General features: G+C 61.7%; 33 protein-coding genes, 1 tRNA gene and 1 pseudogene. 25 read left to right on the forward strand and 10 right to left on the reverse strand.

Annotated elements, in window-relative coordinates:
• Window positions 1–220 precede the first annotated feature (220 nt).
• The 6 genes from AB8Z38_RS22855 (at window position 221) to AB8Z38_RS22880 (ending at window position 3,930) form a co-directional block, all read left to right on the forward strand.
• Window positions 221–1,447, forward strand: coding sequence for a tyrosine-type recombinase/integrase (locus AB8Z38_RS22855; protein WP_369720051.1), 1,227 nt, complete (start codon window positions 221–223; stop codon window positions 1,445–1,447).
• A gap of 311 nt (window positions 1,448–1,758) precedes the next feature.
• Window positions 1,759–1,974 carry a helix-turn-helix transcriptional regulator gene (locus AB8Z38_RS22860; RefSeq protein WP_369720052.1) on the forward strand — a complete coding sequence of 72 codons (216 nt, stop codon included), beginning with the start codon at window positions 1,759–1,761 and terminating at the stop codon, window positions 1,972–1,974.
• On the forward strand, window positions 1,971–2,471 hold the full coding sequence (locus tag AB8Z38_RS22865) for a hypothetical protein (protein ID WP_369720053.1): 501 nt from the start codon (window positions 1,971–1,973) through the stop codon (window positions 2,469–2,471). The genes AB8Z38_RS22860 and AB8Z38_RS22865 overlap by 4 nt, the downstream gene beginning before the upstream one ends.
• Entirely contained in the window at window positions 2,471–3,034 is a 564-nt protein-coding gene (locus AB8Z38_RS22870) for a hypothetical protein (RefSeq protein WP_369720054.1), read from the forward strand. Before AB8Z38_RS22865 ends, AB8Z38_RS22870 begins: the two co-directional genes overlap by 1 nt.
• A gap of 182 nt (window positions 3,035–3,216) precedes the next feature.
• Window positions 3,217–3,453, forward strand: coding sequence for a hypothetical protein (locus tag AB8Z38_RS22875; RefSeq protein ID WP_369720055.1), 237 nt, complete (start codon window positions 3,217–3,219; stop codon window positions 3,451–3,453).
• Between the two features lie 3 nt (window positions 3,454–3,456).
• Window positions 3,457–3,930, forward strand: a complete 474-nt coding sequence (locus AB8Z38_RS22880) for a hypothetical protein (RefSeq protein WP_369720056.1) — start codon at window positions 3,457–3,459, stop codon at window positions 3,928–3,930.
• Window positions 3,931–3,990: 60 nt separating this feature from the next.
• Here AB8Z38_RS22880 and AB8Z38_RS22885 read toward each other — a convergent pair whose 3' ends face one another.
• The 4 genes from AB8Z38_RS22885 to AB8Z38_RS22900 form a co-directional block, all read right to left on the reverse strand.
• Window positions 3,991–4,587, reverse strand: a complete 597-nt coding sequence (locus tag AB8Z38_RS22885) for a hypothetical protein (RefSeq protein ID WP_369720057.1) — start codon at window positions 4,585–4,587, stop codon at window positions 3,991–3,993.
• Window positions 4,584–5,120 (reverse strand): hypothetical protein, encoded by a 537-nt coding sequence (locus AB8Z38_RS22890; protein ID WP_369720058.1) that lies wholly within the window; start codon window positions 5,118–5,120, stop codon window positions 4,584–4,586. Before AB8Z38_RS22890 ends, AB8Z38_RS22885 begins: the two co-directional genes overlap by 4 nt.
• Window positions 5,117–5,947, reverse strand: a complete 831-nt coding sequence (locus AB8Z38_RS22895; protein WP_369720059.1) for a TIGR04255 family protein — start codon at window positions 5,945–5,947, stop codon at window positions 5,117–5,119. The genes AB8Z38_RS22890 and AB8Z38_RS22895 overlap by 4 nt, the downstream gene beginning before the upstream one ends.
• A 188-nt stretch (window positions 5,948–6,135) precedes the next feature.
• Entirely contained in the window at window positions 6,136–6,474 is a 339-nt protein-coding gene (locus AB8Z38_RS22900) for a hypothetical protein (protein WP_369720060.1), read from the reverse strand.
• Between the two features lie 993 nt (window positions 6,475–7,467).
• Between AB8Z38_RS22900 and AB8Z38_RS22905 the strand changes: the two genes are divergently transcribed.
• Window positions 7,468–7,743 carry a hypothetical protein gene (locus tag AB8Z38_RS22905; protein WP_369720061.1) on the forward strand — a complete coding sequence of 92 codons (276 nt, stop codon included), beginning with the start codon at window positions 7,468–7,470 and terminating at the stop codon, window positions 7,741–7,743.
• Window positions 7,744–7,869: 126 nt separating this feature from the next.
• Here AB8Z38_RS22905 and fusA read toward each other — a convergent pair.
• Window positions 7,870–8,151: pseudogene (fusA, locus tag AB8Z38_RS22910) on the reverse strand (elongation factor G); the annotation flags it as partial.
• A 293-nt stretch (window positions 8,152–8,444) separates the two neighbouring features.
• Here fusA and AB8Z38_RS22915 point away from each other — a divergent pair.
• From AB8Z38_RS22915 to AB8Z38_RS22985, 15 genes are all read left to right on the forward strand, one after another.
• The gene (locus AB8Z38_RS22915; RefSeq protein ID WP_369720062.1) at window positions 8,445–8,657 is read left to right on the forward strand and encodes a hypothetical protein; all 213 of its coding nucleotides are present in this window, start codon (window positions 8,445–8,447) and stop codon (window positions 8,655–8,657) included.
• Window positions 8,654–8,983, forward strand: coding sequence for a hypothetical protein (locus AB8Z38_RS22920; RefSeq protein ID WP_369720063.1), 330 nt, complete (start codon window positions 8,654–8,656; stop codon window positions 8,981–8,983). Before AB8Z38_RS22915 ends, AB8Z38_RS22920 begins: the two co-directional genes overlap by 4 nt.
• Window positions 8,984–9,251: 268 nt before the next feature.
• Entirely contained in the window at window positions 9,252–9,947 is a 696-nt protein-coding gene (locus AB8Z38_RS22925) for a hypothetical protein (RefSeq protein ID WP_369720064.1), read from the forward strand.
• 822 nt (window positions 9,948–10,769) lie between these two features.
• Window positions 10,770–10,943 carry a hypothetical protein gene (locus tag AB8Z38_RS22930; RefSeq protein WP_369726576.1) on the forward strand — a complete coding sequence of 58 codons (174 nt, stop codon included), beginning with the start codon at window positions 10,770–10,772 and terminating at the stop codon, window positions 10,941–10,943.
• Window positions 10,940–11,455: a hypothetical protein gene (locus AB8Z38_RS22935; protein WP_369720065.1), complete on the forward strand. Its 516-nt coding sequence runs from the start codon at window positions 10,940–10,942 to the stop codon at window positions 11,453–11,455. The genes AB8Z38_RS22930 and AB8Z38_RS22935 overlap by 4 nt, the downstream gene beginning before the upstream one ends.
• Window positions 11,456–11,458: 3 nt before the next feature.
• Window positions 11,459–11,773, forward strand: coding sequence for a hypothetical protein (locus tag AB8Z38_RS22940; RefSeq protein ID WP_369720066.1), 315 nt, complete (start codon window positions 11,459–11,461; stop codon window positions 11,771–11,773).
• A gap of 115 nt (window positions 11,774–11,888) precedes the next feature.
• Window positions 11,889–12,302, forward strand: coding sequence for a hypothetical protein (locus tag AB8Z38_RS22945; protein ID WP_369720067.1), 414 nt, complete (start codon window positions 11,889–11,891; stop codon window positions 12,300–12,302).
• Between the two features lie 255 nt (window positions 12,303–12,557).
• Window positions 12,558–12,815, forward strand: coding sequence for a hypothetical protein (locus AB8Z38_RS22950; RefSeq protein ID WP_369720068.1), 258 nt, complete (start codon window positions 12,558–12,560; stop codon window positions 12,813–12,815).
• A gap of 111 nt (window positions 12,816–12,926) precedes the next feature.
• Window positions 12,927–13,199 carry a hypothetical protein gene (locus AB8Z38_RS22955; RefSeq protein WP_369720069.1) on the forward strand — a complete coding sequence of 91 codons (273 nt, stop codon included), beginning with the start codon at window positions 12,927–12,929 and terminating at the stop codon, window positions 13,197–13,199.
• 113 nt (window positions 13,200–13,312) lie between these two features.
• Complete coding sequence (locus AB8Z38_RS22960) at window positions 13,313–13,816, forward strand: hypothetical protein (protein ID WP_369720070.1); 504 nt, start codon at window positions 13,313–13,315, stop codon at window positions 13,814–13,816.
• Entirely contained in the window at window positions 13,813–14,724 is a 912-nt protein-coding gene (locus AB8Z38_RS22965; RefSeq protein WP_369720071.1) for a hypothetical protein, read from the forward strand. The genes AB8Z38_RS22960 and AB8Z38_RS22965 overlap by 4 nt, the downstream gene beginning before the upstream one ends.
• Window positions 14,725–14,727: 3 nt before the next feature.
• The gene (locus AB8Z38_RS22970) at window positions 14,728–15,180 is read left to right on the forward strand and encodes a hypothetical protein (protein WP_369720072.1); all 453 of its coding nucleotides are present in this window, start codon (window positions 14,728–14,730) and stop codon (window positions 15,178–15,180) included.
• 161 nt (window positions 15,181–15,341) lie between these two features.
• Window positions 15,342–15,575: a hypothetical protein gene (locus AB8Z38_RS22975; RefSeq protein WP_369720073.1), complete on the forward strand. Its 234-nt coding sequence runs from the start codon at window positions 15,342–15,344 to the stop codon at window positions 15,573–15,575.
• A complete protein-coding gene (locus AB8Z38_RS22980) occupies window positions 15,572–18,184 on the forward strand; it encodes a bifunctional DNA primase/polymerase (RefSeq protein WP_369720074.1) in 2,613 nt (870 codons plus the stop codon). The genes AB8Z38_RS22975 and AB8Z38_RS22980 overlap by 4 nt, the downstream gene beginning before the upstream one ends.
• Window position 18,185: 1 nt before the next feature.
• Window positions 18,186–18,614 carry a hypothetical protein gene (locus AB8Z38_RS22985; RefSeq protein ID WP_369720075.1) on the forward strand — a complete coding sequence of 143 codons (429 nt, stop codon included), beginning with the start codon at window positions 18,186–18,188 and terminating at the stop codon, window positions 18,612–18,614.
• 46 nt (window positions 18,615–18,660) lie between these two features.
• Here the strand turns inward: AB8Z38_RS22985 and AB8Z38_RS22990 are convergent.
• The 4 genes from AB8Z38_RS22990 to AB8Z38_RS23005 all read right to left on the reverse strand — a co-directional run bounded on the left by AB8Z38_RS22990 (window position 18,661) and on the right by AB8Z38_RS23005 (window position 22,681).
• Window positions 18,661–18,736, reverse strand: a tRNA-Thr gene (locus tag AB8Z38_RS22990).
• A 99-nt stretch (window positions 18,737–18,835) separates the two neighbouring features.
• Window positions 18,836–20,569: a heme biosynthesis HemY N-terminal domain-containing protein gene (locus AB8Z38_RS22995; protein ID WP_369720076.1), complete on the reverse strand. Its 1,734-nt coding sequence runs from the start codon at window positions 20,567–20,569 to the stop codon at window positions 18,836–18,838.
• 35 nt (window positions 20,570–20,604) lie between these two features.
• Window positions 20,605–21,870 carry a COG4223 family protein gene (locus AB8Z38_RS23000; RefSeq protein WP_369720077.1) on the reverse strand — a complete coding sequence of 422 codons (1,266 nt, stop codon included), beginning with the start codon at window positions 21,868–21,870 and terminating at the stop codon, window positions 20,605–20,607.
• A gap of 64 nt (window positions 21,871–21,934) precedes the next feature.
• Entirely contained in the window at window positions 21,935–22,681 is a 747-nt protein-coding gene (locus tag AB8Z38_RS23005) for a uroporphyrinogen-III synthase (RefSeq protein WP_369720078.1), read from the reverse strand.
• A gap of 135 nt (window positions 22,682–22,816) precedes the next feature.
• Between AB8Z38_RS23005 and tsaD the strand changes: the two genes are divergently transcribed.
• The 3 genes from tsaD to AB8Z38_RS23020 all read left to right on the forward strand — a co-directional run bounded on the left by tsaD (window position 22,817) and on the right by AB8Z38_RS23020 (window position 25,398).
• A complete protein-coding gene (tsaD, locus tag AB8Z38_RS23010) occupies window positions 22,817–23,890 on the forward strand; it encodes a tRNA (adenosine(37)-N6)-threonylcarbamoyltransferase complex transferase subunit TsaD (RefSeq protein ID WP_369720079.1) in 1,074 nt (357 codons plus the stop codon).
• 2 nt (window positions 23,891–23,892) lie between these two features.
• On the forward strand, window positions 23,893–24,873 hold the full coding sequence (locus tag AB8Z38_RS23015; RefSeq protein WP_369720080.1) for an NAD(P)H-dependent glycerol-3-phosphate dehydrogenase: 981 nt from the start codon (window positions 23,893–23,895) through the stop codon (window positions 24,871–24,873).
• Between the two features lie 111 nt (window positions 24,874–24,984).
• Window positions 24,985–25,398: an EVE domain-containing protein gene (locus AB8Z38_RS23020; protein ID WP_369726577.1), complete on the forward strand. Its 414-nt coding sequence runs from the start codon at window positions 24,985–24,987 to the stop codon at window positions 25,396–25,398.
• An 87-nt stretch (window positions 25,399–25,485) separates the two neighbouring features.
• On the opposite strand, the gene AB8Z38_RS23025 is transcribed toward AB8Z38_RS23020, so the two are convergent.
• On the reverse strand, window positions 25,486–26,580 hold the full coding sequence (locus tag AB8Z38_RS23025; protein ID WP_369720081.1) for an adenylate/guanylate cyclase domain-containing protein: 1,095 nt from the start codon (window positions 26,578–26,580) through the stop codon (window positions 25,486–25,488).
• Between the last annotated feature and the right edge of the window lie 18 nt (window positions 26,581–26,598).

Here is a 26,598-nt window from a genome sequence, read left to right on the forward strand (position 1 = left end):
GAAGCGAGCGCTGGTGCCGCAAGAGGGACTCGAACCCCCGACCCCGTCATTACGAATGATGGAGATCGGAATAACTCTCGCTAACCATGAGCAACTTTCGACGCGCAACAAGCCCCTGATTCAGTTGAATTTCTTCACCTTCTCGATCACTTTCAGTACCAGTCGATAACCCTCCGTAACGGGCCGATTTGTTTACCCCGTTACCCCGGCGAGAAAGCCAATGGCACTGATAGAGGAAGCCGACCGAAGGTCCAAGGCGATGACGGTCGAAGCCGTCCGCAAGCTCAAGGCTACTGATGTCAGGCAAGAGGTCCCGATTAGGGACGGCTTGTATCTCGTCATTCAACCCAGCGGCGTGAAGTCGTGGGTCTATCGTGGCCGCGTCAGGGGCGAAACCAAAAAGATCACTTTGGGTCGATTCCCCGAAGTCGACTTGGTCCGCGCAAAAGAACGCGCAAACGACGCCAGAAAGGACGCTCACGCGGGCGTCATCTACAGGCCGCCTATTCCTGCCCCGGTCACTGAGGCCGCTCCAGAGGCCCCGGAAGGCCGCTCCGTGAGCGAAGTTTGGAAGCAATATCGGACGTTGCGGCTGGAGGTTGATTGTCGCCCGACGACCATTGCCGAGCATGCGCGCATCTTCGCAGCTCATATTGAGCCCGCGCTCGGTTCCCGCGACATCGGCACCATCACCAAGGCCGATCTCTTGCCGATAACCGACGCCGCGCTTACCCGGGGACTTGAGGCGCGCAACAAAACAGTTGCCGTAATGACTGGCTTTTTCGGGTGGGCTCACGAGAAGCGTGACCTGATCGCAAAATCACCAGTGCTAGGCATCGAGCAAATCAATGCGAGCAAGCGCAAAGACCGCAAACCGAAGCGCGCCTTAACCGATGCTGAGATTGTGGAATTTTGGAGGTCCTGTGGCGCCATCGATGCCGATAAACTTTCGTCCGTCCCGTTCGGCAAAATGTTCCAGCTACTTTTGTTGACCGGTGCTCGGCGAAACGAAGTAGCCGGCCTGTCCCGTACCGAGATCGAAGGCAACGTGTGGACGCTGCCGGCAGTGCGCGCCAAGAATGGCATCGAACTGAAAATTCACCTCACCCGAACCGCACTCGATGTCCTGAAGACCATCCCGCGTATCAAGGACTGCCCTTACGTGTTCGGACCGAGCGGCGAGAATTGTGGGTTTGGCTTTTCGAAGGCGAAAAAGCGTCTCGATGCCGAGCTGACGAAGATCAAGGCACCGTGGAAGCTGCACGACCTCCGCCGTACCTTCCGGACGGGCCTAGGACGGCTCGGCATCTCCGAGGAGATTGCGGAGCGCTGCATCAACCATCCTCCCGGTGGGCTGGTCAGAACCTATGATCAGCACAAGTACGAAGCCGAGATGGCTGCGGCTTGGCGCAAGTGGGAAAAGCACGTTCTAACGCTCTCGCGTTAACTAAGCGGCCCCAAATGATCTCCTAAGGTGCTTGACGGTATCGAGCCCAAGACCTAGATGCCCGATCAAGATAAAGCACTCCGGCTTGCCCGAGCACGGGCGGGGGCTCAGGTTGGTCAGACGAAGACCATGGGGCAGACTCCGGAACAACGAAGCCGTCCAGTCGCGTTCGAAACCCCATCGGAACGTCTGGTGAAACAGGTCAAGGTTGCGTCGGCCGACGATCGATGATCGCGGGCGATTGAGTTGGGTTTCGAGAGAGACCCGAAGCAACACAGGTGGGTCAACCTCATTTCGAGGAAGACCCTGCTATGCCTGCCACGACTTCCGATCTGTACCTGAAAACCCGGCAAGTTCAGCACCGCTACGGCGGCTGCTCACACATGTTCATCGAGCGCCGGCTCAAGAACGATCCGACATTCCCGCGACCAGTGTTTATGGGACGCCTTCGCTTTTGGAAGCTCTCCGAATTGGAGCAGTGGGAGCAAGCGAGTGTTGAGCGCGCCGAGAAGGCGGTGCGCCAATGACCCGGCCTGTGCAATTCCGAGATGACAATCTGACGCCGCTGCGCGAAGTCGCACTTCACGAAGCGGCGCACACTGTCATCGGTTGCCGGTTCGGCCTTATCCCCGATTACGTCACCATCGTGCCCGATCATGAGTGCGTAGGCCATGTGCTTTGGTTGCCGCACATTCCGTGCACGCGTGAGGAATGGGGCGCTCGGCTGTACACAGCAGCTGCACCTGCGGGATTGATCTGCCTCGACGGCAGATCAGATTGGCTCAGCTACGGCGATAGTGAACACATCGAACGAATACTTCCGCTTTGCGCACCGCTCACCAGAGATGAGTTGTACTCTGACGTCGATCGGTTGGTTCATGTTGAGCTTCAAACCATCTTCGCTGTGGCTAGGGCTCTTATGCGTAAGAAGCAGATCACCGGTCAGCAAGTCGAGCGCGTCATTCGTCGGGTGGATCACAATGCTCCAGCGAAGCGCCGTGCCACCCGAAAGGGGGTGCACTGATGACTCGGTCCGTGCAATTTCGATACGACACTCTGACGCCGCTTCAGGATATCGCGCTCCATGAAGCCGCGCACGCGGTGATCGGCTGGCGGTGCGGCCTTCCAATCGACTACGTCACTATTGTCCCCGAGCCCGGGGAATATGACGGCATTGTTTGGTGGCAATGTCGGATGCGGGCGCCGGTTTCATTCCCGATTGGGCAAGACCTCAATCCGTTCGCTCCATGGACTCGCGAATATTGGGGTGCCCAGCTCTATATGGCGGCGGCGCCCCACGGCCTGCCTTTCCACGCCTTCGGTACCTCGACGTGCCTCAGTGACAGCGATTGGGAGGTTATCGAGAAAGCGCGGCAGCATGTGCCAATCGACGAAGATAAGCTCTTCTGTAACATGGATCGTTTGGTGCAAACCGAGCTGGAGACCATCTTCGTGGTTGCTCGGTCATTGATGCGCCACAAGCAACTTACCGGCCACCAAGTCGGACGCATCATTGGACGAGTGGACCGCGATTCGGTAGCGCCTCACCGGACCTACCACGCGCTGCGCGGCAACGATTCAGGTTAGCGCGATGCGATGCCTATGGCGAATGGTGGCGCCGCGGAAGGCCGATGCCCGCGGAGCTGTTCGAGCAGGCTCCGCAGGAAACTCAGCAAGAAGCCGCCTGATCCAACTAGAGCCGGCCCTGCTTCTTAAGTTGGGGCCGGCTCCCGCTTGACTCCCTACCTCGCCGTCATACTCTGATCCCTATGGACCGCGTGAAGGCTGCGCGCGAGCGCCGCATTGAGCAACTGGCAATCGAGATCGAGCGGTACGGCGGAGACGCTTTTGCCGCCGACTTCCTGCGCGACATGATCTCACAGTCGCCCCGTGAGGGTCAGCAAACCATCCGCAAGCTCGCGGCGGAGATCGAGGCTTGGCGCCGAGCCCGGCGTATCTATCGGCAGTTCTTTGTGAGCTGGGCATCCGCCAAACGGGCTGAGTAACACATGCGCCGCGTATATATCGTTTGTGCCGCGATGCTTCTCGCTTGCAGTTCAACATCTGGATATTGCGATGACTGGGCGACCGCCCAGGATGGTAGCGCCGCGGTAGTGGCAGACGGTGCTCGGCTCAACGTCGTCTGCGATACGGATCACGGCCGCGCGCTACACCCGGACAGCCTCGGCAAAATTCTAATCTTCCTCAAAGAGCCAGTTGCAGCTTGGCGTAAGCTCGAATCCGTTGAGGTGCGAACCCGATCGGACACCGGATCGCAATCGGCCAATCCGCCTTCTCACGGCACTGCTCTTTCCTCGACCTCCTTGGTTTTGGAGGATGATGCCACTTGGGAATTGAGCGTCATGGGGGCCGCCACAAAGTCGTTCACGCTGATCGCGGGTGGCCACGCTCGCACCTTTTCAGCGATCAATCTGCGCGCGACGGTCTCGCCTGTGCTGGGGCGATGCGGAGATCATTGGTAGCGGCCCGTCACGCCTGCGTAGGTTTGAGAGCACTATCCCAGTTTCTCAAATGCTACAGCCTTAGGAATGCTTCAAGAACGTGCCATTCCTGAAAGACCGCGCGGGATCGAAGCACCGTCCTACTAGACTGATGATCTCTTTGATGCGTTTACGTTTCGCTTTTTCATGTTGGCTGTTGCTCAGACCTTGAATCTTTTGGAGGCAAGGTCCGACTAGGTCGGCGTGATGGGGTTTCATCGGCAAAGCCGTGTCGTAGACACCGACTAGGCGTTCACCATTTTGATGGCGAACTGTCTGAGCAGAAAATATACACACGCCCAAGAATGAACGAGGTTTGTTTGCGGCAGCCGAGCGTGCTTTCAATTCGGTTATAGTATGATCAAACTCAACATCACCGGCGTTCTCGCGGAGGACACTAAGACCGCTCGTGTCGATTCGGATCAACGATGCCGGATTGAGAAGTCCGTTCGCATCTAGATCGGTTGGATCACTAACTATTAGATGCAGCGCTTCAACGTCGGCGACCGGCCCAGGGGACGTATCCGCCATTGGAAACAGCTCGCACCCGCAGAGGTCTGTGGTGGCGTCCTGTAATTGACTCGCAATTTGATGTGCCGGCTGATGAGCGAATACCGCGCGGCAGTCAGCAAGGCTCATGTGCGTTGAAACAGAACCGCGAGTTCATTAGGAAGTTTGCGCCCGGTGAAAGCAACATTTTCGTGAAAATGCTCAACGCCTGCGACTTCCGCAAACCATGTGACCTGATTGGCTCCGTCGACAGTGAGATGCAAATACAGCTCGTCTGAATTGAGTGAAAAAGTCGGCCGTCCTAAGGCGTCCACAGCGAAGGTCGGATGCTGGTCCATGTTATTGAAAAAGACGGCCAACATCTCTGCTGTGTCTAGCGAATCCCATTTGGGAGCTTCCGCATCGACCCCATCCCATCCATTTTTCACGGTTCTGAATTCGGCCGTGGCGTTGATCACAGAGGTTAACCAAGCACTCCGCTGATAGGCCAAGACGAGTCGCGGCTGCTCCGACACCGAACCAACGAGGTGGGCCTCATACCTGTTGCCCGCCCGACGATTTGGCCCCGCAATGTCGCCACCGGTACGATTAGCGGCGGCACGCGGCGGCGCGAGGTCCAGCGGCTGAGCTTGGTAAGTGATGTTTGCGTCGACGGCGATCATTTCTTTGGATTCCGAGAAAATAAGCCGATGCGATTCGCCATGTTATCGTCGATGATATGGCCAAGAATGTCTTTTAGCGCAAGGTGTTGGTTCTCTAGCCGATCAACAATGAACTGTCCATCTAAGGTTGATGTGTCGATCGGTCCATAACCTCCGACATTCGCTTGATCAGTTATCATCGTGTAAATGCCAATAGACGGTCTGGGAGGGATCGTCGGCTCGGTAACTATCTCTGAGACTTCAACATTTGCGTTTACTAAACGCCTGAAGGGCCCCTCTTGTTCAAACCAGCCGGTGTGTGAATGCCACTGCTTTCGCTTCGCGGCCGCTTCTTGCGTGACCAGCCGAGAGCCCGGCTTGATCAGGGTCTTCGCGTCAAAACTATCCCAATCGCCCGACCAAATAAAACGATCCCAATACTCTAACTTGACACCGGAAATGGAGACCAAATCCAAGTAGTCGGCGAGCAAAGGCAGCACAATTCTTTCGAATTCCCCAATGTATGGCTGCCATCGGACATAGTTAGTACTAGTCCAGACCACACCATCGGCGCCGATCTGTAGGGTAACCTGCTGGCTGTTCGAAAGAAATATGACCGGAGCGCCCTCTGGCGCCGCCGGAGTCATTGAGCCATCAGGTCCGACCGAAAACCCAATCTGAAGTGTCTTCTGGGAGGTGAATCCCATCAGCACCAACGCGTCTGTCATCTTCGCTTTGAGGCGCTCGTAAGCCTTTAGCGGCAACTGCGGCGCAAATCCGATGCTTGCGGCGCAACGCTCGATAGCGTGCCGCGAGAGGATAGGCGAAAACTCGGGCCGACTAGTCATGGTGCGCTACAGGACAGAGACAGCGCGCGCATATTGGGTTCAAAATAATCAATAGGTCGTTAACCATTGCAGAAGCGGGCCTAGTCAGAACAAGAGCGCTTTTCGGGGAGGTGCGCAAGCCTGCCAAAGGGAGCGTGCAACCCCAAAGCCCGAGGTGGCCCCCCTTTAAGCCATAGGTCGCTTCTGTCTCAGCCGGTGAACACGATCGGGCCAAGCACCGGGAACAGCCTCACCGGCTCCGCTTCGACCTCGGTGAGGGCCTGCCGCAGCGCCTGTGTGGTGAAGCTCTCTATCACGGGATCAGTCACCGGCAAGCGCTCGTGGGCCGGCGTGAGCGCTAGGTCAGCGTTCGCCAGTGCCGCTTGGTAGGCTCCTCGCCAAAGCCAACTGATTGCTTGTGCAAGGTGCAGGCGCTGCCATCCGTCCGGTCCGCTTGAAGTCGCGGCGAGGGCGGCTTCGATACCAGCGACGGCCTCAGCCTTCTCCGCTGTGCGCTGATCAAGTTGCTCCACGTCGTCGACGGGCATCGCTGCTCCCTCATTAAATCAAAACTCGCCGGGACTGTTTGGACTTTGCCCGGCTCTTCTATTTTTAAGAAACGGACTTCCCGACCTAATTGCGAGCACGCTCCCTGGGACACCACCTGCTGGCGCAATTTCGGATTAATGGAATCTACCCGGTAGCTCGATCCACCCACTTCCGCCTCCCTCCGCTCGCGCCGCGGCGGCCGGCCCCGAGCTATGCAGCATAGCACGCGAGCGCTTGCGTCATTCTGCGATTCAAGCAACGATTCGTTGACCATGACAGCGCGCAGTTGACCGCCTCAAGCAGCGAACGCGCGTTCGAAGATTCCATATCCCCCGTTACGCGCGGAGAGTTGGGTTCAATTCTTGTAAGTGGCCAACTGACGGCGCCTCGATAATGCAAGGTTGTGGCCGAAGCGGCCAGTTTTCAAGGTAAACAATCCATCGCCGGCCGACCGGACCGCCGGGAGCTATGCGCGGCCAAAGTAGAATTCTGTTCTCACGGGCTGGCGTTTCGCTACAACCGAAATTCGGGTGAAGCGAAATGCCGCGCGAGCGGAGAGCCGGGGCATTTGAATAAAATTGTTCGCACCGCAGTAAGGTTAATCGTTAACCCTAACGCCCCCTCTGGAAGGCGTTTCGAGCCGCTTTTGAAGCCATCTCCGGGCCACGCCGTCCAATTCCCGGCCCTAGTTGGGGTTAAATAGCCAAATCCTGGGGTGCACAGAGTGCACAGGTTGACCCTTTTATACGACAGCTTTTATGGGAATAACGTCTCTAATTCCTCGTATGGGGGGTTAGAACAGGGGGTACTTTGTGCACACTGTGCACCCAATAAATCAAAACTATTTCCCGTCCGCGCTTGCGTACTCGGCCGCCCCGGCTACCCTCACCGGCATGAAGCGACCCATGCCTCTCAGCGTTGACAGAACCCCCGCAGCGAAAAAGCTGCGTCGCACTGGAGACATGACGACCATCTATGCGGAATGAAGTGGAATGGACGACGACGATGTAACGGATGCGCCCGGCTGGCGGGTGATGGTGGCGGTCACTCGCGATGAAACCATTATCATCGAAATATGGGCAGCCGCGGTTTCCGATTCTGACGAAGCGATCCGGCGCGTGCTCGCGGCGTCCGGCTCTGATGCAGCGACGATCAGGCAGCTAGATCAGCACGAGCTTGACAACCTCCGGCTCCAGCCGGGCGAGGTCCGGATGGTCCTCGACGACGCATGGGCGGCCATCCTCAGGCCAGCGGGCAAGCGACACTAGCGGCTCTCATCACTGGGCGAATGGCTTTCGTAGGCGCGCGATGCGGAAACTGAGTAAGAGCGGACCTCCGCCTGAGCTTCGGGTCACGTCGGAATCTGACCCAAACCGGAAGCCGTGCTTCCCCAATCAAACGCCGCTATTGTTGGAGCTCGACGGCGTAGGTGTCATAGCATAGTGATCGAAACGCATCGTGAAAGATGCACGACCACGGCTAACAGAGCGCAGGCTATTCGCGTAGCCGAACATGTTCGTGAGCGGCACCATCGCGGTGACGACCGTGGCATCAAAGCGCATGTCCAGGCCCCGGATGATCTGCCCGCGCCGCAAGTTCAAATCCGAGGTGACGTAGGGGATGCAGTCCGCCGGACCGACCACCTCTACCCTCATGATTGGCTCTACGCTCAAAGATCACTCCGCTTGTGCAACGGCCAGCTTGTATCCAACCCAAGGCTAACATTGTTACCTCGAACGGTCTAGTTTGGCCCGCTTCTGGCCCAGCGGCCAACTGGCAGCACCTCTCCACGAGGTCCGCTCACGGAGGGATGGCGGACTAGATTTGTTCAGGTTGAGATCTTCGCATTTTGACCCAAAGCTGAATTTTAGCAGTTCGCTGCTGATCTTATCGACTTGCCGGCGGCCTCGCCTTTGGATGTAATCAGCGAGTTTATCGAGCGCTGAGGAAGCCATTTGGGAGATGTTTGATGGGCGCCGGACTATTTGGAGAGTGGACTGAAATTTTCGACATTTTCGTGAAGCTCGCGCCCGCTGCATCTATTGTTGGCGGACTTTTTGCGGCACGGGCGACGTTTCGAAATAATCGGCAAATCAGTGCCGAAGCAATTGCAAAGAACCATTACAGAGAAGCGCTTGAGCAAATGACCAACAACGCCGAGATATATATTATCGAGGCGTGACGAAGGCGGGTTTTGAAGAATTGAAAGGCGACTTGCCCGCATATCGAAAATACAGAATGCTCGCGACCATTATTGGTTTTGCACTCCAAGAAATCTATCTCGCAATTGATCTTCAAAAGGATAAGCATTGGGAACAGACGGTTCGCGTCTTTCTGTCCATGTTCAAACACTACTTTTCGTCGGAAGCAGATTTTCCTGCCGCTCTACAACAGTGTCTCGACCCCCGTTTTTGGGCATTTATGAGAGATACGGTCCACGTGCATGAGCATCCGTCTGCTAAAATGGTCGTCGCGGAGCGCGAGCTCGTCGGACTTCAGCGCAAATAAGTAGGACAAGAGGTCCGCTTGTGGCCCGAAGGCGAAGATCGCCATCGCGTCCGGCACGTCGGCAGTGGAGGCCAGACCGGACGTCGGCAAGACGCGAGCGAATCGACGCGAATGACCCATACCGGAAGTCGCACCCGCTTTATTCAAAATTGAGCATTCGGCGCGTTTGAGGTTGACGTAACCGACTCTTGCAACCTATCGGTCTGACAATCGTAATCGCTAGGTTTGCATGTTGAAAAAAGGTTGTCTTATCGCGCTTGGAATACCCGTGGGTCTAGTGATCCTAGTGGTCGCTCTATTCTGGCTCAATTTTTATACTGTTCACGTCCGCTACCGGCTTACAGTCGAGGTACAGGATGGCGATCAGATTAAGACCGGGTCGAGCGTCATCGACGTTTCCTATAACATAGAGCCGGCTAACACCCCGAGCCATTGGAACGCTTTTCCTACAGCTGTCGGATATGCACCGACCGTCAACCTCGGCGAAAAGGGCATGCTCTTTTTGACGTTCGAGGAAGCGACGCGCACCCCTGAGCAGCGTATAGAGAGAAATAAACAGATTAGGTGTCTATATTGGGATATCGGATGTTTGCCCTTTGCGGCATACCAAAAAGCCAGCGGGTCCGACTATGGTAATAAGAAAGCCGCGCTTGACGAGTTGCTTCGTCAAAGTGGGCCGCGCGAGGTTCCTTTTGCCGTTTTGCCGACGCTTCTACGTGTCCGGGACATCAATGATCTACCTATGCACGCTTCGCGCTTTGGTAACCCGCCCCGTAAGCTTGTGGGCGTCTCGCCTTACGATCTTGCTGCGAGCTTTGGACCGGGCGTCGAACTCAAACGGGTCGTCCTTCAATTGACTGACGATCCGGTAACCCCGCCGCCGGAAATCTGGCCGCAGTGGCTGAAAGAATTGCCGAAGGAAAAGCGCGAGTTGTTGGCCGTAAACATAGGATATTACAACTGACTGATGCAATTTTTGCTGCTCAATGCTGGTATTTGGCACCTTTGACACGTGCCGACCAACGCAGCGGATGACTTCCGTATCGTCCATCAGCGAAGGAGAGACTCCGTCAGCTTAATAAGTGGGAGCGTCGCGGGCACGCTCGCAGATGGAGACGGGTGATGGTTTTTTGGGAACTCGTCATTCTTATTGGCGCGGCTTATCTAGGGACCGGATTCGTATATGCCCGGCTGCGGTCATTAGAGACACCTGATTTGCCCGGGCCGCCGTCATTCTGAAAGGGCCAGTAGAGACCATTTCTAATTCGGAATTTTCTTACTGGCTAATGTTCGCGCTGCTCGTGTTAGGCGTCATTTATAAATACTTGTAGGGCTGATCCCTTGTGGCGCAGTCGATTTATCAACGTCGCCTCTTGGCCCTTAGCGGAAGTGGCCGGGCCGTTTCCCGCGTCCGCCTTGATCCGAAGCGGACGCGAGACTGACGGACACCCAATCAGAACGCGGCCCATCAGATACTTCCGTTGCTGGTGGTACGTCGAGGCTGCTCCGAATTTGCAAGAGACCACGTTCGGAAGACACCGAAACGTCTCGCGAAAATTCGAGCGTTACAATGGGCCGACGGTGACGCGAGTCGCTCACTGCGCAAAATACCCTACAACTGCCGATACATTCGCGCATTTTGGGCGTCAAAACTTTTGACGACAATCGCTAGTTGTTCTCCCGGCCCGTCTGGGCGTACCCTAACGGGACACAACGTGAGCAGTCCGAAGTCATGACGCAACATGCAAAGAACGTTCTCGCCGTTTCGCAGGTTGAAGCCGCAAGTATGCTGCGGATCAATCGTCGGAAGATCACTGCCGCCGTTCGCAGTGGTGAGTTGCCGCTGCATCAACTGCCGGGCTCTCACGCCAGCCGAATTCTCGTCTCGGCTCTGGAGGACTGGGTGAAGTCGTGGCCACGGAAGCCGCGCACTCGGTCAGGAAAGGGAGAGGTCAAATGAAGTCACCGCTTGAAGTGATCCGGGCAAAGCTCGCCCCGTTGTTGAAGCCATCGGCTATACCCGACGCTGAGGCATGTGCGGCCGACTTTGTCGGCGGCACGTATGCCGGCGAGGCCTTCGCGCTCGGCACCACGACCGAGGAATTCTGCACGCGCGAGTTCATCGCGAAGCATCGCCAGCACTGGCTTAACGACTCGGTGTCCCTCGCCGACCTCATTGCGGCCGCCTGCGCTGGTCCAATCAACCTGAAAGCCCGCGGCGAGCTTCTGGCCAAGGTCGGCCAGGAGCGCTTCGCGGCCATTCTTCGAGAGCACGGCTGCACCGCGATGAAAAATGGCGTGAAGCTCGACAACTCGCCGGAAGCGATCTCAAAGAATCCGTGGCACCCGGCATACAAAGGCGACCGCATTGCCGCGCAAAGCTCCGTCATAAAAAGTATGGGCACGCGTGTGGCCGCGGGTCTTGCTAAGAGCGCAGGGGTTACGCTCGCGGGCACCCCGCTGAGGAGTTGATCCATGTCGGTTCGCAAAACGACCCTGCTCCACGGCGCACCGAAACGCCCCACGGCACCCGCACCGCATCCAGGCATGAAGCACGCTGCGGTTATCGGCGGGGAGAAGGTGATGATCGGCGGCGTGACACCGACGCAGGTCGGCCACATGCTCCGCGGCGATGAGGTCCATCGGCCATCACGCGGCAAGCACCTGCCGCCTGTGGAGACCAACCCCGGCACTCGCTCGCGCCGTAGCGATGCCCCCGCTGGTATGGTCGCGCCGGCTGCGATCGTCGACCGCGCTGCGCCCGGCGCCGTCAAGTCGCGACGCGTTTAGGTTTGGCTTCGCTCGCCGCGACGGACGGTCGCCCAAGAGCGAAGCCAACTGGCCGGATCGGCGTCTCTTGAGAGCACCGCCGACCCGCGCATCTGGTGAACTGTGAGTATGAGTCATGGCGACAGGCCGCGTAATCGTGTGGAAAGAAGAGCGCGAGAAGACCGACCGGTACTTCGGCTTTATCGTTGACGCGGCATTTGGTGATGATTGCCCCAAAGAGGCGAGCGTTCATTTCGACGAACGCTGCCTTGCTTGTGACCCGTCTGAGATGGCTCCGCGGACGCTCGTGAGTTTCGATTACGATTCCAGGCCGCCTGCGCCTGGTCGCAATCCGCGCGCTCGAAACGTCCGGCCGCTGCCGATGCCGGTGAAGATCGGCGAGGTCGTGAAGATCAGGCCGAACGACTTCGGCTTCTATGGCTTCCTGCATGCCGATGGCGACGCGCAGGATTATTACTTCACTGACAGGACGCTCACCGCCGGACGTCGCGATCCACGTCGGGACGCGCGTTCGGTTCTGGCACGATAGCGACGGTAAAAAGCCTCGCGCACGTCGTGTCGAGTTGATCGAGGAGGATTGACGTGTCTCACAAACAGATTCCACCGCGGCAAGATCGTCGCAGCGTCGGCCGCGCGCCAGTTCGCAAGCATGACGTGCCATGCGTCGGCACAGAGAAGGCCGCGCCCGGCTTCTTTAACCCCGACATGCCGCGCGGCAAACGCCAACGCGCCGCACTAGAAGCCACCATGGCGAATGCGCGCGCGAAGCAGAGGAGCCAGAACAATGGATAAAATCACCGGCTACGGCCAGAACCAATCCGCGGTGCCATCTTCACTGACGCCCGGCGAAGATGTCGAGCGCAATCCGTACGCTCCACCGCCGCTGAGAGATGCGCGCGAAAGCGCCATAGCCAACGGCGTGAAATCGAACCCACAGGTTCGCAAGATCGATGCGCGGCCGAAAGTCGCCGCTGCCTACGGCATGCGTGACCGCAGCGCAGACGCGGTGGTGAAGGTCCCGACGAAGACCTCGCATCGATAATTCAGTTTCAGCGATCTTAGCCACCTTTGATCGCTGATCGGCGCCCGCGGCGAGACCTCCGGGAAGATGTCACCGCCGCGGGCGCACTCCCTCCCAGAAAGGAACGACACAATGTTCTCAATCATGAGCGCATGCGGATCACGAGTCCGCCGCGACATCACCGCCGACGAATTGGCGTCGCTTCCAGAGGCTGAGAAGGAAATCGCTCCGCGCTACATATCGGCCGCACTCGACGCCGAGGAAGCGGCTGACGCGCTGCGCGAAGCCGAGAAAGAGCTTCGTCGCCTTCAAGCCATAGAAGACGCCGCAATCATCGCTTCTCAATCCGATCCTGTGCAGGACCATATCGACGCCCTGAAGGCTGTGATCGCCGCAAATCAATAATCGGAAGTTCCTCATTGCTCCGGTCCTCCAACAGCCGGTGCAAAACTTGCGCGGTCGGGTGAGTTCAGGACAGTCCGCACCCGGCCGCCTCATTTACTCTCGGAGCAATTCTCATGTCCGATCTCGATCTCTCCAAGCTAAACGATAAAAATCCGTCGCACTGGACAGAATCCGGCGAACCCTCGCTCGCAGCGGTGAAAGCCATTGTGGGCCGCGCCGTCACGCGCGAGGAAGTGCGGGCGACCGGCCGCATGCGGAATAAGCCTCCAGCCACAAAGCCGGCCGTGGACCGGGCGCGCCTTATTGCCGAGACTGCCCTCGCGGTGCAGGAGCAAATTCAAAAGATCGCCAAGCTAAAGGCCCAAGTGAAGGAAAAGAACGCCGCGTTCGCGGCTGTGCATGCCGAGCTGATGCGTGTGACGCCTCCGCCCTCGGTTGAGGAGGGCATCCGCGAGCACCTTCGCCGCACTGCTGAACACGCTGCCGCCGGCAACGTGGCCGTGCCGGTTGAGTTTAAGCCTGCCAGCAAGCTCGACGCCATCATGCAGGGTGCCCCGCGGCGCGGTGCTCACGATGTCACCGGCAACACGCGTCGGGTGCGGGGTCTACTGCGGTGAAGCGTGATCCTGAGTTGTTGCAAAAGCTTGTCGACTCCATCGCCGAGTACGGGACGATTGCAAACGCGTGCCGCGCGTGTGGCGTGAGCAAAGCTTCATTCTTCAATTGGTGCAAGCAGTCCGCGTCGGCCGGTGGCGATGAATTTATGGTTTCGATCGGCGAGGAGCGGATGCCCTTTTTCGAGGCCGTTCGTGCCTCGACTCGTTCTGTAGCATTCGAGGTGCAAGAAAATTTCCGTTACCGATTGCTCCGCGGGACCGACGAGATCGCACGATTTCAAGGCAAGACCGTTTACAAGCGCGATCCCGCGCTCGATCATTTGTCGGATCAGGACTTGGAAGATTTGGGCATCACGACGCGCTATCTCCGCGACGCGAACGGCGAATTTATTCCGGAGATGATTCATCACGAGCCGAGCGTGCACGGCGTGCTCGCCTTTTTGGCCGCGGAGTTTCCCAAGCAATGGGGCAATAAGAGCACTGTCGAGATCAATCAGCGGTCGACCGGAGTGCAAGTCGTCAAGCATCAGTTTGCGCCAAAGCCATCTCTCCCGCCTGTGCAAGAGGTTGCCCCGGTTGCCGCGATCGAGCCGCCCATCATTGACGTCGAGTCCGATGACCTTGCCGACCTACTCGGCGAGGAGCCCATTGCGAACCACGCAGAGACTGTGCCCGTCGCACAGCCTGCGCCGCCAGTCGTTGAGCCTGTATCGGCTCCGCCGTCACAGCCAGAGAAAGTCTCCGAGTTGACCCGTGACCTACTAGACAGGCTCGCGCGTCGCCCAGGTGCCGAGCGCGCCGCGCCCATAATCTCATCTCCGATTTTCCGCCCTGAGGCCGACGATCTCGATCAGCGACGAATAGGCGCCGGGTCAGGTCCGCCGCCGGGTGCTGTTAAAGTGGTGTGATCAATGGCCGTCGACATATTTGAAGAGCTAATTGGAGGCGGTGGGGGCGAAAATCCCCTCGGTCATGCGACGTCCGCGGCACCCGCGTCGGTCGGCGTGCTCGTGGTTCCTGAAAAGGCACCTTGGGGCCAAGCGTTGCACGTGGAGGAAATGGTTTATCTTCGCACCGCCGACATTCCTCAGGTCGTCTTCGAAAGCGAAGACTCTGACAGCTTTGAAACCGTTTTCGCGAACGAGATGGAGTTCCGGCTCGCAATGGCTTCACTCACGCGCGTGACCGTTGAGGCCGCGCTCGCGTGGACCGGTGAACGTGTCGGAGCCGTCTATGCAGCGCACCGCGAGGAAATCGACGCGGCGGCTATAGGCGCCATCGTACAGCCGCCGGGCGCCGACACCGTTCCGCGACGCGCGAAGATGCCGCATTCAACCGGCCGCGACCGAGGGCAGAAACGATGACCAGCCCGCCGGCCAGTCGGAGCGTAGCCGTGCCTACTCTATCTCACATCCACACTTCGATGTCTATCGAATCGTGCTTGCGGTTTCTTCGCAGCGCGATGCGTTCGCATGTCCGCCGTGATCCCCCTCTGCGGCTCTCGATTTCAACAGAGGAGGAACTCATGACACCCGAGCAAGCTGCACATTTCCGCGCCGTTAAATTTGTCTACCACGTTCACCTCGACAAGGTCGCGGCTGCGCTCCGCAGTCGGCGAAAAGCCGAGACCGCACTGCGCGGGGTTTGGAAAGACATCCACTTCCGCAACAAAGACCCATACGGGCTCGTGCGCGGAGCAAGCCAGCCGACGCCCACGAAGTTGATCGACCCCGCAGAGCTTCCGAGGTACGTCCAGTGACAGAAACGCTCCCCATCGCGCTCGACTACGTCGCTATCAATCCGGGCCGCTACCTATTCCCGATCAAAGCCGGCTCCAAATTTCCGCCGCTGATCAAGAACAATCTCGCAGACGCGTCCAATGATCCGGAGCAGCTCACCGCGTGGGCTAAGAAATGGCCCGGCGCAAATTGGGGCGTCGCACACGCGAAGAGCAGCTTGCTCGTGGTCGACGTCGACCAGAAGACGGGCAAGGAAGGCGAGCGCACCTTCGACGCGCTCGACATCGAATACGGCTTCCCGGAGACCGAAGAGAACCGCACACCGAGCGGCGGGCGCCATCTCGTGTACGAGGGCGCGCACGTCTTCGCGCTCGGTGAGAATGGCTTCGGCAAGGACATCGATTCCCCTAATTACTCGCTGATCCCCGGCAGCGTCCTCGGCGACAACGGCGGCGAATATGTCTCGGTCAAAGCCATCCCAGCGGCACCCGCACCCGCATGGTTTTATGACGTGCTGCGGGCGGCGAACAGCCGGCTTGCTGATGCGGGTGTGGCAGCCGTCGAGCTTGACAAGCCGGAGAACGTTGCGTGGGCAGTTGACTTCCTGAAGTTTGACGCGGAGCCCGCTATCGAGAGCAATGGAGGCGACTTCCAGACAGTCAAGATCGCGATGGGTCTCCGCGACCGCGGCATCAGCGAGGGGTTGGCTTTCGAGCTGATGGCCGATCACTACAACTCGCGCTGTGAGCCGCGATGGGAGGCCGACGATCTCCGGAAGAAAGTGGAGAACGGCTTCACCTATGCAAACCAATCTCAGGCGGGCGGCAAGACGGCGGAGGCTGACTTCGCCCAGGAGGCGATTGACGTCTCGATCATCCCAACGCAAGGCGATCCCGACGTGATCGCGGAGGAGGTTGAGCAGCGCGCCAAGCCGAAGCGTCCGACCGTCAAGGTTTTGCCGGGCCTGCTTCACGACGCGATGGACGCAACGCAAGCCATCCTTCTCAAACAGGCAGAGCGCCAGACGAACAAGAATGGTGGCAGCACGATCTCCGATCAAATATTCCAGCGCAGCGGCCACCTCGTGCGGCTCAATCGGAACCTGCATGTCAAGCGCAAGGGCGGCCGGCTTGTCCCGGCTGATACCCGTGTCGTCGATGGCGTCCTCGTGGACGCACAGTACCAGGAAGCCAAGGCCCTCACCATTAGGGAGATCAACGCGCCGTGGCTTGCGACCCGGCTCGGTCGCGCTATCGAGTACCTCGGGCCATCAGCCGGCAAGCCGGGTAAGAAGCCAATCCTCAAGCCGAAGGATGTGCCGCCCAATCTCGTCAAGCAGTTGATCGGCGACGAAACGCAGTGGCAATTCCCGCAGCTCTTCGCGATCATCGAAGCGCCCACGTTGCGCGCTGATGGTTCGGTGCTGAGTGAGCCGGGCTATGATCCGCAGTCGGGCATGTTCTTCGACCCGGGCTCAACCGCCTTCCCGAAGATCAACCCGAACCCATCCGCCGCGGAGGGGCGAGCGGCCGTTCGTTATATCGATGATGAAGTCCTCAGCTCATTCCCGTTTCAGGATGCAGAGGGTTATGAGGGCGTGTCGCGCTCCGTTGCGCTCGCCATGTTGCTCACCGCACCCGTTCGGCGCATCCTTCCGACCGCGCCTGCGTTTGCTGCGGATTCAAACGAGCCTGAAAGCGGCAAGTCCGAGCTTTTGAAAGCAGCCGTTGCGCTGATGACCGGTCGTGAGATCGCCGGCCATCCGTTCAGCGAGAATGAGGAAGAGCGCCGCAAGGCGATCGGCACGGCCTTCAGCGAGGGACGCCCAGCGCTGCTCTTCGACAACGTGACGTCGGTGATCGAGGGGCCATCGCTGGAGATGGCTTTGACAATGCCGATCTTCGAGGATCGCAAGCTCGGCAGCCATGAGGGCCTGTCGGCGCCGACAAATACCCTGATGCTCTTCTCAGCAAACCATCTGAGCGTCGGGGGCAACGGCATGTCGACCCGCATTCTCGCCTCGCGCATCGTCCCGACTAAGTCGCTCCCGGAGCGGTTCGCCGATGGTGACTTCAAACACGACAGCCTGATCGGCTGGATTATCGAGAACCGTCCGCGGCTGATCGCTGCCGTGCTCACCGCGCTCCGCGCCTTCATCCTCCACGGCCCGAAGGGCGCGAAGCCAACCTCCCGCTTTCCAGAGTGGAGCAGGCTGATTGCAAATGCGCTCGTGTGGTACGGCTATCCGGACCCGGTGCGCGGCGGCGATGCCGTGCGCCGCGACGACCCCGTGAAGGAAGCTCAGCGCGACGTTTTGCGCGAGTGGCGGGCGCTCTTCGGGTACAGAAGCGTGACCGCAGCAATGGTCCGGGGGTCGGCTGAGATGCGCGACGCCGTGGCGGCCTGTGACAAACGCGTTCGTGGTGATGTCTCAAGTCAGCAAATCGCGGCGCAATTGAAGAACCTCGAAGGGGTCCGCCTCGACCTGCCTTACATCGTGCAGCGGGTCCCTGACGGTCGAAAGCGTCGCCATGAGGCGCGCTGGGAACTCGTGCCCTCGGGGATGCCAGACGAATTCGAGGGCGATGATCCTGAGTTGGATGCGCTGCTGTACGGGACCGGGAGATAAGATGCGCACGCCGTTTGCTCAGAACTTTGCGCGTGCCAACGGCTGGACTTTGGCCCGCCATGTCGGAAGCGGATCTGCACTCGACGCATTGGCGAGAGCCAGGATCGAGCGCCACCCTCCGCTCGCGCAGCTGTCCTATTACCGGCTGAAGGTCGCCCGACGACCCGCCGCCATCGCCGTGCACAATACCATTGAGGACCGCGACCGCTTGCGCGAGATCGCCCGCGGCTGGGACCATCTGCGGCTGCACGAGCCTTCAGCCGGCTCGGATGCGAGCTGGTACGCCCCAGGTGAGACATGGCTTCAAGTCATCACGCGGCCCCAGACTGAAACCATCGTTTGGCCGGCGGCTGATGAAATGGCTGCCATGGCGAGCGGGCCAAACCGACGAGGCGAGGAGATCGAGCGGGTGCGGCTTTGTTTACCCTAGCGTTACCCTGAGCCGGCTCGAAACTTGTGCGTTTTGGGCTAAGTGTTGGTGCCGCAAGAGGGATTCGAACCCCCGACCCCGTCATTACGAATGACGTGCTCTACCAGCTGAGCTATTGCGGCGGACCCTGGCGGGACCGGCGAAGCCGGGCCCCGATACGCGCGCTCCTGATATCGGGCATGGCCCGAATTGGCAAGGACAAGCCGGGTCCGAAATGCGGCTCAGGCGCCCCAGCGGGACCAGAATCCGCGCCAGCCGCCGGCCTGGACCTTTCCGTGGACCCGGGACGCGCCGATTTGCTCCGCAAATTCATCGCTCGGACCCTCGTCATCGATCCCGGGGTCGTCCGGCGCGCGGACGACCGGGATGACCGCAGGGATCGGCGCCGGCGCGGGCTTGCCGAGATCGGCGCGGGTCCGGAACACCGGTGTTGCTGCCGGTGGCGATGATTCGGCGGGCTCCGGGGCCGGGTTGACGGGCTCAGCGTGCGCCGCCTCGAGCACTTCCGCGACCGGGGGTGAATTGTCCTGAGCGGCCGGGACCGGTTCGGCGGCGGCCGGCTCCGCCGGGCTCTCGGACGCCGTCACCCGCTTCGGCGGCGGGGCGGCGAGCATGGCTTCCTCGAACGCCGAGGATCTGATCATGGGGCCCTTATCGGATGGCAGGCTCGCGACCGGCGTCTGCCACTGGAAGGCATCGAGGCGGCCGGTGACCGGAGACACCGGACGCCAGCGGTCGCTGACGTAGCCGTCCGCGGTCCAGGCCGGATCGTGGCGGGCGCGCACCGCGCGCAACGTCCAGGCGCGGGCACGGCCGCCGTCGCCATGCTCGGTGCGCTCGATCTCGGCCATCAACAGCGCCACGCGCTGGGTCGGATCATTGACGTAAGGCGCGAGCACCTCGCGTGCACGGGCGAATTCCGAGGCATCGATCGCGGCGCGCGCGATCGCGAGCTGGCCTTCGACGCGGCCGGGCCTGTCGGCAGGCGTTTTCGCCGCGAGCGTCTCGACCCGCTGCAAGCGCTGTCGTGCGGCATCGCCGAGCTTCACATGCGCATAGGCGTCCGCAAGATCCGGATGCGGATTGGCGAGCCAGGCCGCCTCCACCAGCTTCATAGCGCGGCGCACCTGATGCGCCTCGCTCTCGAATTTCGCGGCGAGCACGGCCGCCGGCACCAGCGTCGGGGCGAGCTTGATCGCCTCCATCACGCTCTCGCGCGCGAGGTCGCGGTCCATGGTTTCCAATTCCAGCGCGCGCGCCGTGAGCAGCACGCCGCGCTGGCGGCGATAGGCCTGCTTGTCGATCAAGCCGGCGGACAGATTCGAATCGAGGATCGCGAGCGCGCCGCTCCAGTCGCCGCGCGCGCAACGGAAGCCGAGCACCGCGTGCGAGGCCCAGGTCGACGACGGTGACAGCTTGATCGCTTCCTCCGCGATCATCACGGCGCCGACCGCGTCATCGGCGCGCTGCGCCTCGATGAACAGGCCGCGCAGGCCGAGCAGCCTTGTGTCCTCGCGCTCGGCCATGGCGCGGAAGGCGCGCTGCGCCTCTTCGCGATTGCCGTCGAGCTGGGCTGATTGCGCATGCAACAGCAGCGCGAGCGGGTCGTCGGGCGCATGGCGTCGCGCCGCATCCGCGTGACGGCGGGCGAGGGCGGTATCGCCATGGCCAATCGCAAGCAGGCCGTGGGTGATGGCGTGACGTCCACGCGCGTGGCGCTTCTCGTGACGGCGGCGGCGCAACCGCCTTGGCGTGCGCCAGATCGTGGTCAGGATGCTCCAGACGAAGATGATCGCGACGGCGAATATGCCGAGGCCGAGCGCGAACACTGGGATACTCGGTGACGCCCGAAAGCCGCCCCAGGTCATCACGACGTCGCCGGGCTGGTCTGCAACCCAGGCCGCGCCGGCGCCTGCAAGCGCAATCAGAACGAGGAAGAGGACGATGCGAAGCATGGCGATCCTAATACGCGCGACTGGTTGCGCGAATCTTATTGAGCAGACTTGACGAGATCGGGCTTGGCGAGATCGGCTTTGGCGAGACCGGCCATGGCATCGTCGGCGAATTTGCGGGAGGCCGCGAGCGCGGCATCGCGGGCATCGGCCTTGTCGAGCCAGGCCTGCGCCGGCGCACGCTCGGCCTCCGGCAGCGTCTTCAGCTCGCGCCGCGCCTCGACAAAATCGTTGCGCAGCGCCGCCGACGTGACCCGCGCCACGATGGCGCCGCGATCGTTGCCGACGCCATCCGTGCGCTCGATGCGGACGAGTTTTGACGCTCCCGCCTGAAGGCGCTCGACGATGCCGGCGTTGCTGCTTGGGGCTTCCGCCGGCGGCGACAGCTTCGGCACGATGTTGAGGAGCTCGCGGCTCAACGCGACCGGCGTCGGGATGCCGGTCGACGCGAACACGTCGAGCGGCTTCAGCAGTTCGGGCTTGGCTGCTAGCGAGCGCGCCGCGGAGAGTTGCGCCTCGTAAGGATCGTTGTGGCGCACGGCGACGTCGAGCAGGGTGGCGGCGACCACATAGCGCAACGGCTTGTCGTCCATCACCTTTGCGTCGGCGATCTTCTCACCCTGCTGGGCGAGCTCGGCGCGTGCGTTGGTGCTGGCGCGCTCGAGCTGGGAAATGCGATCGTTGAGCGCGGCGAGCTCGGATGAACCAGCCGCATCGCGCGGCGCGGATTTCGCATCGTTCAATGCACTCGTGACCTTGTCGGACTGCGCGCGCAGATTGGCGATGTCGCTGCGCAGGGTGCCGACGGATTTCTCCAGGGCCTCGAGCCGCGCCGTCACTGCCGGATCGGCGGTCGGCTTGCCGGCCTTGGCTTCGACTGCGGCAACGCGACCGTTCAGTGCGTCGACCGTCGCGCTTGTCACTTGCGGCGCGGCCGGTGGCGCCTGGACCGCGGGCCAGCCCAGCATCCAGCCGACCGCGATCACAACCGCCGCTGCGACGGCACCGGAAAATGGCGCAATGATCCATGGAGAGATGGCTGCGGGCGCAACCGCGGCCTGCGCCTCGACGCGCTCCGGCTCAGGCTTGATTTCCTCAGGCTTGGTTTCCTCAACCTTGGTTTCCTCGACACTGGCCTGCTCGGACATTGCCTGCTCGGCCGATCGTTGCACCTCCGGCTCGCCGGCCGCGTCCTGCGGCTGGGTGGAGACTTCGGTCGCCTCGAGGTCGATGGTCGGGGGCGCGCGCTTGGCACGGCCAGACTCGGGGGCCAATCCTGCGTCTTCAGGCTTGTCGTCGGCCATCGTGACGGTTCCTCACACTTACGTACCGGGGCGAGCCCGCTTGCGCCGGATTCGGCCCGTCCTCTTACGCCAAACGGGCCCGCAAAGCACGCTCCAAGGTCTCAAACAAGGCATTTTCGTCCGGCGTCGCCGCAACCGCGACCTGCGCGGCGCCGGCCTCGCGCAGCACAGCGGCAACCGTCTCGGACAGGCAGCATTGCGGGATCGCCAGCGCCGAAATCTCGACGCCTTCGTCCCGCGCCGCCTCCAGGAACGCCCGCGCGCTGCGCCGGGAATAGTGCAGCACCGCTCTTATACCGTGGGAAGCAAAACCCTCGCAGACCTCGCGCGGCAAGTGCTTGACGGGCGCCATGCGATAGGTCGTCTGCGTCACCACGTTAAATCCTTCGGCGCCGAGTTCGCCGCCGAGATCGCGCGACAGATCCGCACCCGCCAGATAAAGCAGCGTGCTCTTCTTCTTCACGCGCTTGTCGCGCGCGCCCTGCATCACCTTGTCGCGCAAGGCCGCGGCATCACCTTCGGCGACAATCACCTCGGCAAAGCCGGCGTCGCGCGCCGCAGCGGCGGTGTGCTCGCCGACGGCGAACAGCGGCAGCTTCAACAGATCGAGATCCGGCAACAGCGGCGCGATGGCGCGGATCGCATTCGCCGACGTGACGACGATGGCGCCGTACGCGGCCTCGCTCTCGTGATGGAAGGCGACCGGCTCGAATTTGAGCAGCGGCGCAAGCAGCACCGCATGCCCCCGTGCCCGCAAAGCGTCCGCAGATGCCACATTGTCCGGATGCGGCCGTGTGACAAGAATGGACATCGCTTGTGTTCCCAGGGCCGAGGAGTGGGGACGTTTCACGGCAATTGCGCAAGACGACCCCGGAATGCTACCGGACCTACCAGAACTCTGGTTTACATATGAGCGCAAGGGCGCAAATTGGATAACGATCTGCCAATGCTGGTACTCGGCATCGAAACCACCTGCGACGAGACCGCGGCGGCCGTGATCGAGCGCGCACCCGATGGCCGTGGCAAGATCCTGTCCAATATCGTGCGATCTCAGGTCGAGGAGCACGCCCGTTTCGGCGGGGTCGTGCCGGAGATCGCCGCGCGCGCCCATGTCGACGTGCTCGACGGCATCATCGACCGCGCCATGCACGAGGCCGGCATCGACTACGCGCAGCTCAATGGCGTGGCGGCAGCCGCCGGCCCGGGGCTGATCGGCGGCGTCATCGTCGGGCTCACCACCGCGAAGGCGATCGCGATGGTGCATGACACACCGCTGATCGCGGTGAACCATCTCGAAGCGCATGCGCTGACGCCGCGGCTGACGGACGGAGTCGCATTTCCCTATTGCCTGTTCCTCGCCTCCGGCGGCCACACCCAGATCGTCGCAGTCACCGGTGTCGGCCAATATGTGCGGCTCGGCACCACCGTTGACGATGCCATCGGCGAGGCCTTCGACAAGGTCGCGAAGATGCTGGGCCTGCCCTATCCCGGCGGCCCTCAGGTCGAGCGCGCGGCGGCAAACGGCGACGCCACGCGCTTTGCCTTTCCGCGGCCGATGCAGGGACGCCCCGACGCCAATTTCTCGCTGTCGGGATTGAAGACGGCGGTGCGCAACGAAGCGAGCCGGATTACCGAGATCATGCCGCAGGACATCGACGACCTCTGCGCCAGCTTCCAGGCCGCCGTGCTGGACTCGACGGCGGACCGCCTGAGCGTGGGGCTCAGGCTTTTCCGCGAGCAGTTCGGCGCGCCACATGCGCTGGTCGCCGCGGGCGGCGTCGCCGCCAATCAGGCAATCCGCGGCGCGCTATACGACGTTGCCACGAAAGCGCAGACGCAACTGATCATGCCGCCGCCGTCGCTCTGCACCGACAATGGCGCGATGATCGCCTGGGCCGGCGCCGAACGCCTCGCGCTCGGCATGACCGACACGCTGGAAGCCCAGCCCCGCGCGCGCTGGCTGCTCGACGCCAACGCCACGGCACCGGCAGGCTACGGCAACACGCGGGCGGGATTTTAGCGATGGCGGAATTCCACTCCGTCGCGGTGATCGGAGCGGGCGCCTGGGGCACGGCGCTGGCGACGGTGGCCGCGCGAGCGGGACGCGCCGTGACGCTGTGGGCGCGCGATGCGGAGCATGCGACGCGAATTGCGACAACCCGTGACAATCCGCGGCTGGCTGGCGTGCGCTTGGCGCCGGAGATCGCCGTGACGCACGATCTCGCCCTGGCCGCACGCGCGGACATGCTGCTGATCGCGACGCCCGCGCAGCATCTGCGCGGTGCGGTCAACCTGCTGGCCTCGCACATCGCAAAGCCGGTGCCGGTCGTGGCCTGCGCCAAGGGCATCGAGCATGGCACGCACAGGTTCATGACCGACGTGATCGCCGAAGCCGCGCCTCACGCGCAGCCGGCGATCCTGTCAGGCCCGAGCTTCGCCGACGACGTCGCACGCGGCCTGCCGACGGCGGTGACGCTGGCGGCGAACGACGATGCGCTCGCCAGCAGTCTGGTGCAGGCGCTGGGCTCGGCGACCTTCCGGCCCTATCACTCTACAGATACCCGCGGTGTCGAGATCGGCGGCGCGGCCAAGAACGTGCTGGCGATCGCGGTTGGCATCGCGGTCGGACGCAAGCTCGGCGCCTCGGCACAAGCGGCGTTGACCACGCGCGGCTTCGCCGAGCTGACACGCCTCGGCCGCGCGCTCGGCGCGCGCAGCGAGACACTCACCGGACTGTCCGGCCTTGGCGATCTGATCCTGACCTGCTCGAGCCCGCAATCGCGCAATTTTGCGCTCGGCCTTGCGCTCGGCCGCGGCGAGCAGCCGCCTGCCGGCAAGCTTGCGGAAGGCGAGTTCACCGCGCCGGTGTTGATCGAGCTCGCCGCTTCGCACAATATCGAGATGCCGGTATCGGACGCCGTTGCGGCGATCCTGAGCGGCAGGAGCACCATCGACGCTGCGATCGAAGGGCTATTGACGCGTCCCTTCAAGGCCGAGGAATGACGTCTTCCGTCAAGCCTGCGCTTGTCGCGGGCATCCACGTCTTGATATTGAACAACTGAGACGTGGATGGCCGGACGAACCCCGGCCGCGACGAATGGACAAGGACGCGCAATGAACTACTGGCTGGTGAAATCCGAACCGTCGGTGTGGTCCTGGGACCAGCAGGTGGCAAAGGGCGCCAAGGGCGAAGCCTGGACCGGCGTGCGCAATTTCACCGCGCGCCAGAATCTGGTCGCCATGAAGAAGGGCGACAAGGCGTTCTTCTATCATTCCAACGAGGGCAAGGAGATCGTCGGCATCGCGGAGATCGTCAAGGAGGCCTATCCCGACCCGACCGACAAGACCGGCAAGTTCGTATGCGTCGACATCAAGGCTGACAAGCCATTGAAGACGCCGGTGACGATGGCCGCGATCAAGGCCGACAAGAAGCTCGCGGACATGGCGCTGGTGAAGTATTCGCGCCTGTCGGTGCAGCCGGTGACGGCCGAGGAGTGGAAGCTGGTCTGCAAGATGGGTGGCATGTAGTTGCTGGAGTAGCCCGGATGGAGCGCAGCGCAATCCGGGAAAATCTTCATGTGGCAGGGTCCCGGACTACGCTGCGCTCCATCCGGGCTACGACATCGGAGCTTGTTTCTCCGGCAGCGCAAAGACCTCGCATGGCGCGGCGATGCCCCGCAGCGGATGTTGTCCGAGCGCGACCAGGGGCGTGTCCGTCTCGGCGGCCAACGCGCCGGAGACCAGCACGGTCTGGCCAAGCGGTTTGCACAATCCCTCGAGCCGGCTGGCGAGATTCACCGCGGGGCCGATCGCGGTGAAGTCCAGCCGGTTGGCGGCGCCGATATTACCCCACAGCATCTCGCCGAGATGAAGCGCGGCGCCGAACGACAGCGGCGGCAGGCCGCGGCTTCGGCGCTCCTCATTGAGATGAGCCATTCCGGCCCTGGCAGCCGAGGCCGCACGCAAAGCGGCTTCACAGGCCTGCCGCGGCGACGCCTCCACCACCGGGAAGATCGCCAGCACACCATCGCCGATGAATTTCAGCACCTCGCCGCCGAAGGCGGGAACCGCGCCGGCAATACGATCGAACCAGGCGTCGAGCGCCGCGATGACATCGGCCGGCGGATTGGTATCCGACAAGCGCGTGAAGTTGCGCAAATCCGCATAGAGCAGTGCGGCCTGGATGGTTTCGCCGAGGTCGCGCCGCAAGGGTGCCGCCAGCACCCGCTCCGCGCTGCGCTTGCCCAGATAGGCATCGAGCGTCGCCCGCAACGTGGCGCGCGCGGCGAGCACGGCAAGCGGCGTCGCGGCAAAGCGCGCGGCCTGGCGCAATTGCTCGATCTCGCCTGCCGTAAACGGACGCGGCCCGATCCAGCCGAGCGACGGCCCATCGGGCCGTCCGACGACGTCTTCATGCACCTCGCCGCGCGCGATATCGCGCAGCCAGCGGCGCCCGGCGTCGCTCGGGGGGTCGGGCGCCAATCCACCCGGTGCGAAGCCGAGCGCTTCGATGACCCGGCCGTTCTCCGCGCGCCACAGCCAGGTCCGCTTTGCGATCAGCGGGTGCGGCACCTCCAGCGTCAGGCTGCCTGCCGCAAGCGGCACGCCGTCGGCGACCAGATGCGCGCCGAGTTCCGCAAGCAGACGGTCGGCCCCGAGGCAATCCGCGGCGGCATCGACAAGCCAGGCAAGGGTCGGGGAGAGTTGCATGTGTCTGATGATGGCGAA

The organism is Bradyrhizobium sp. LLZ17, from assembly GCF_041200145.1.
Classification (GTDB): domain Bacteria; phylum Pseudomonadota; class Alphaproteobacteria; order Rhizobiales; family Xanthobacteraceae; genus Bradyrhizobium.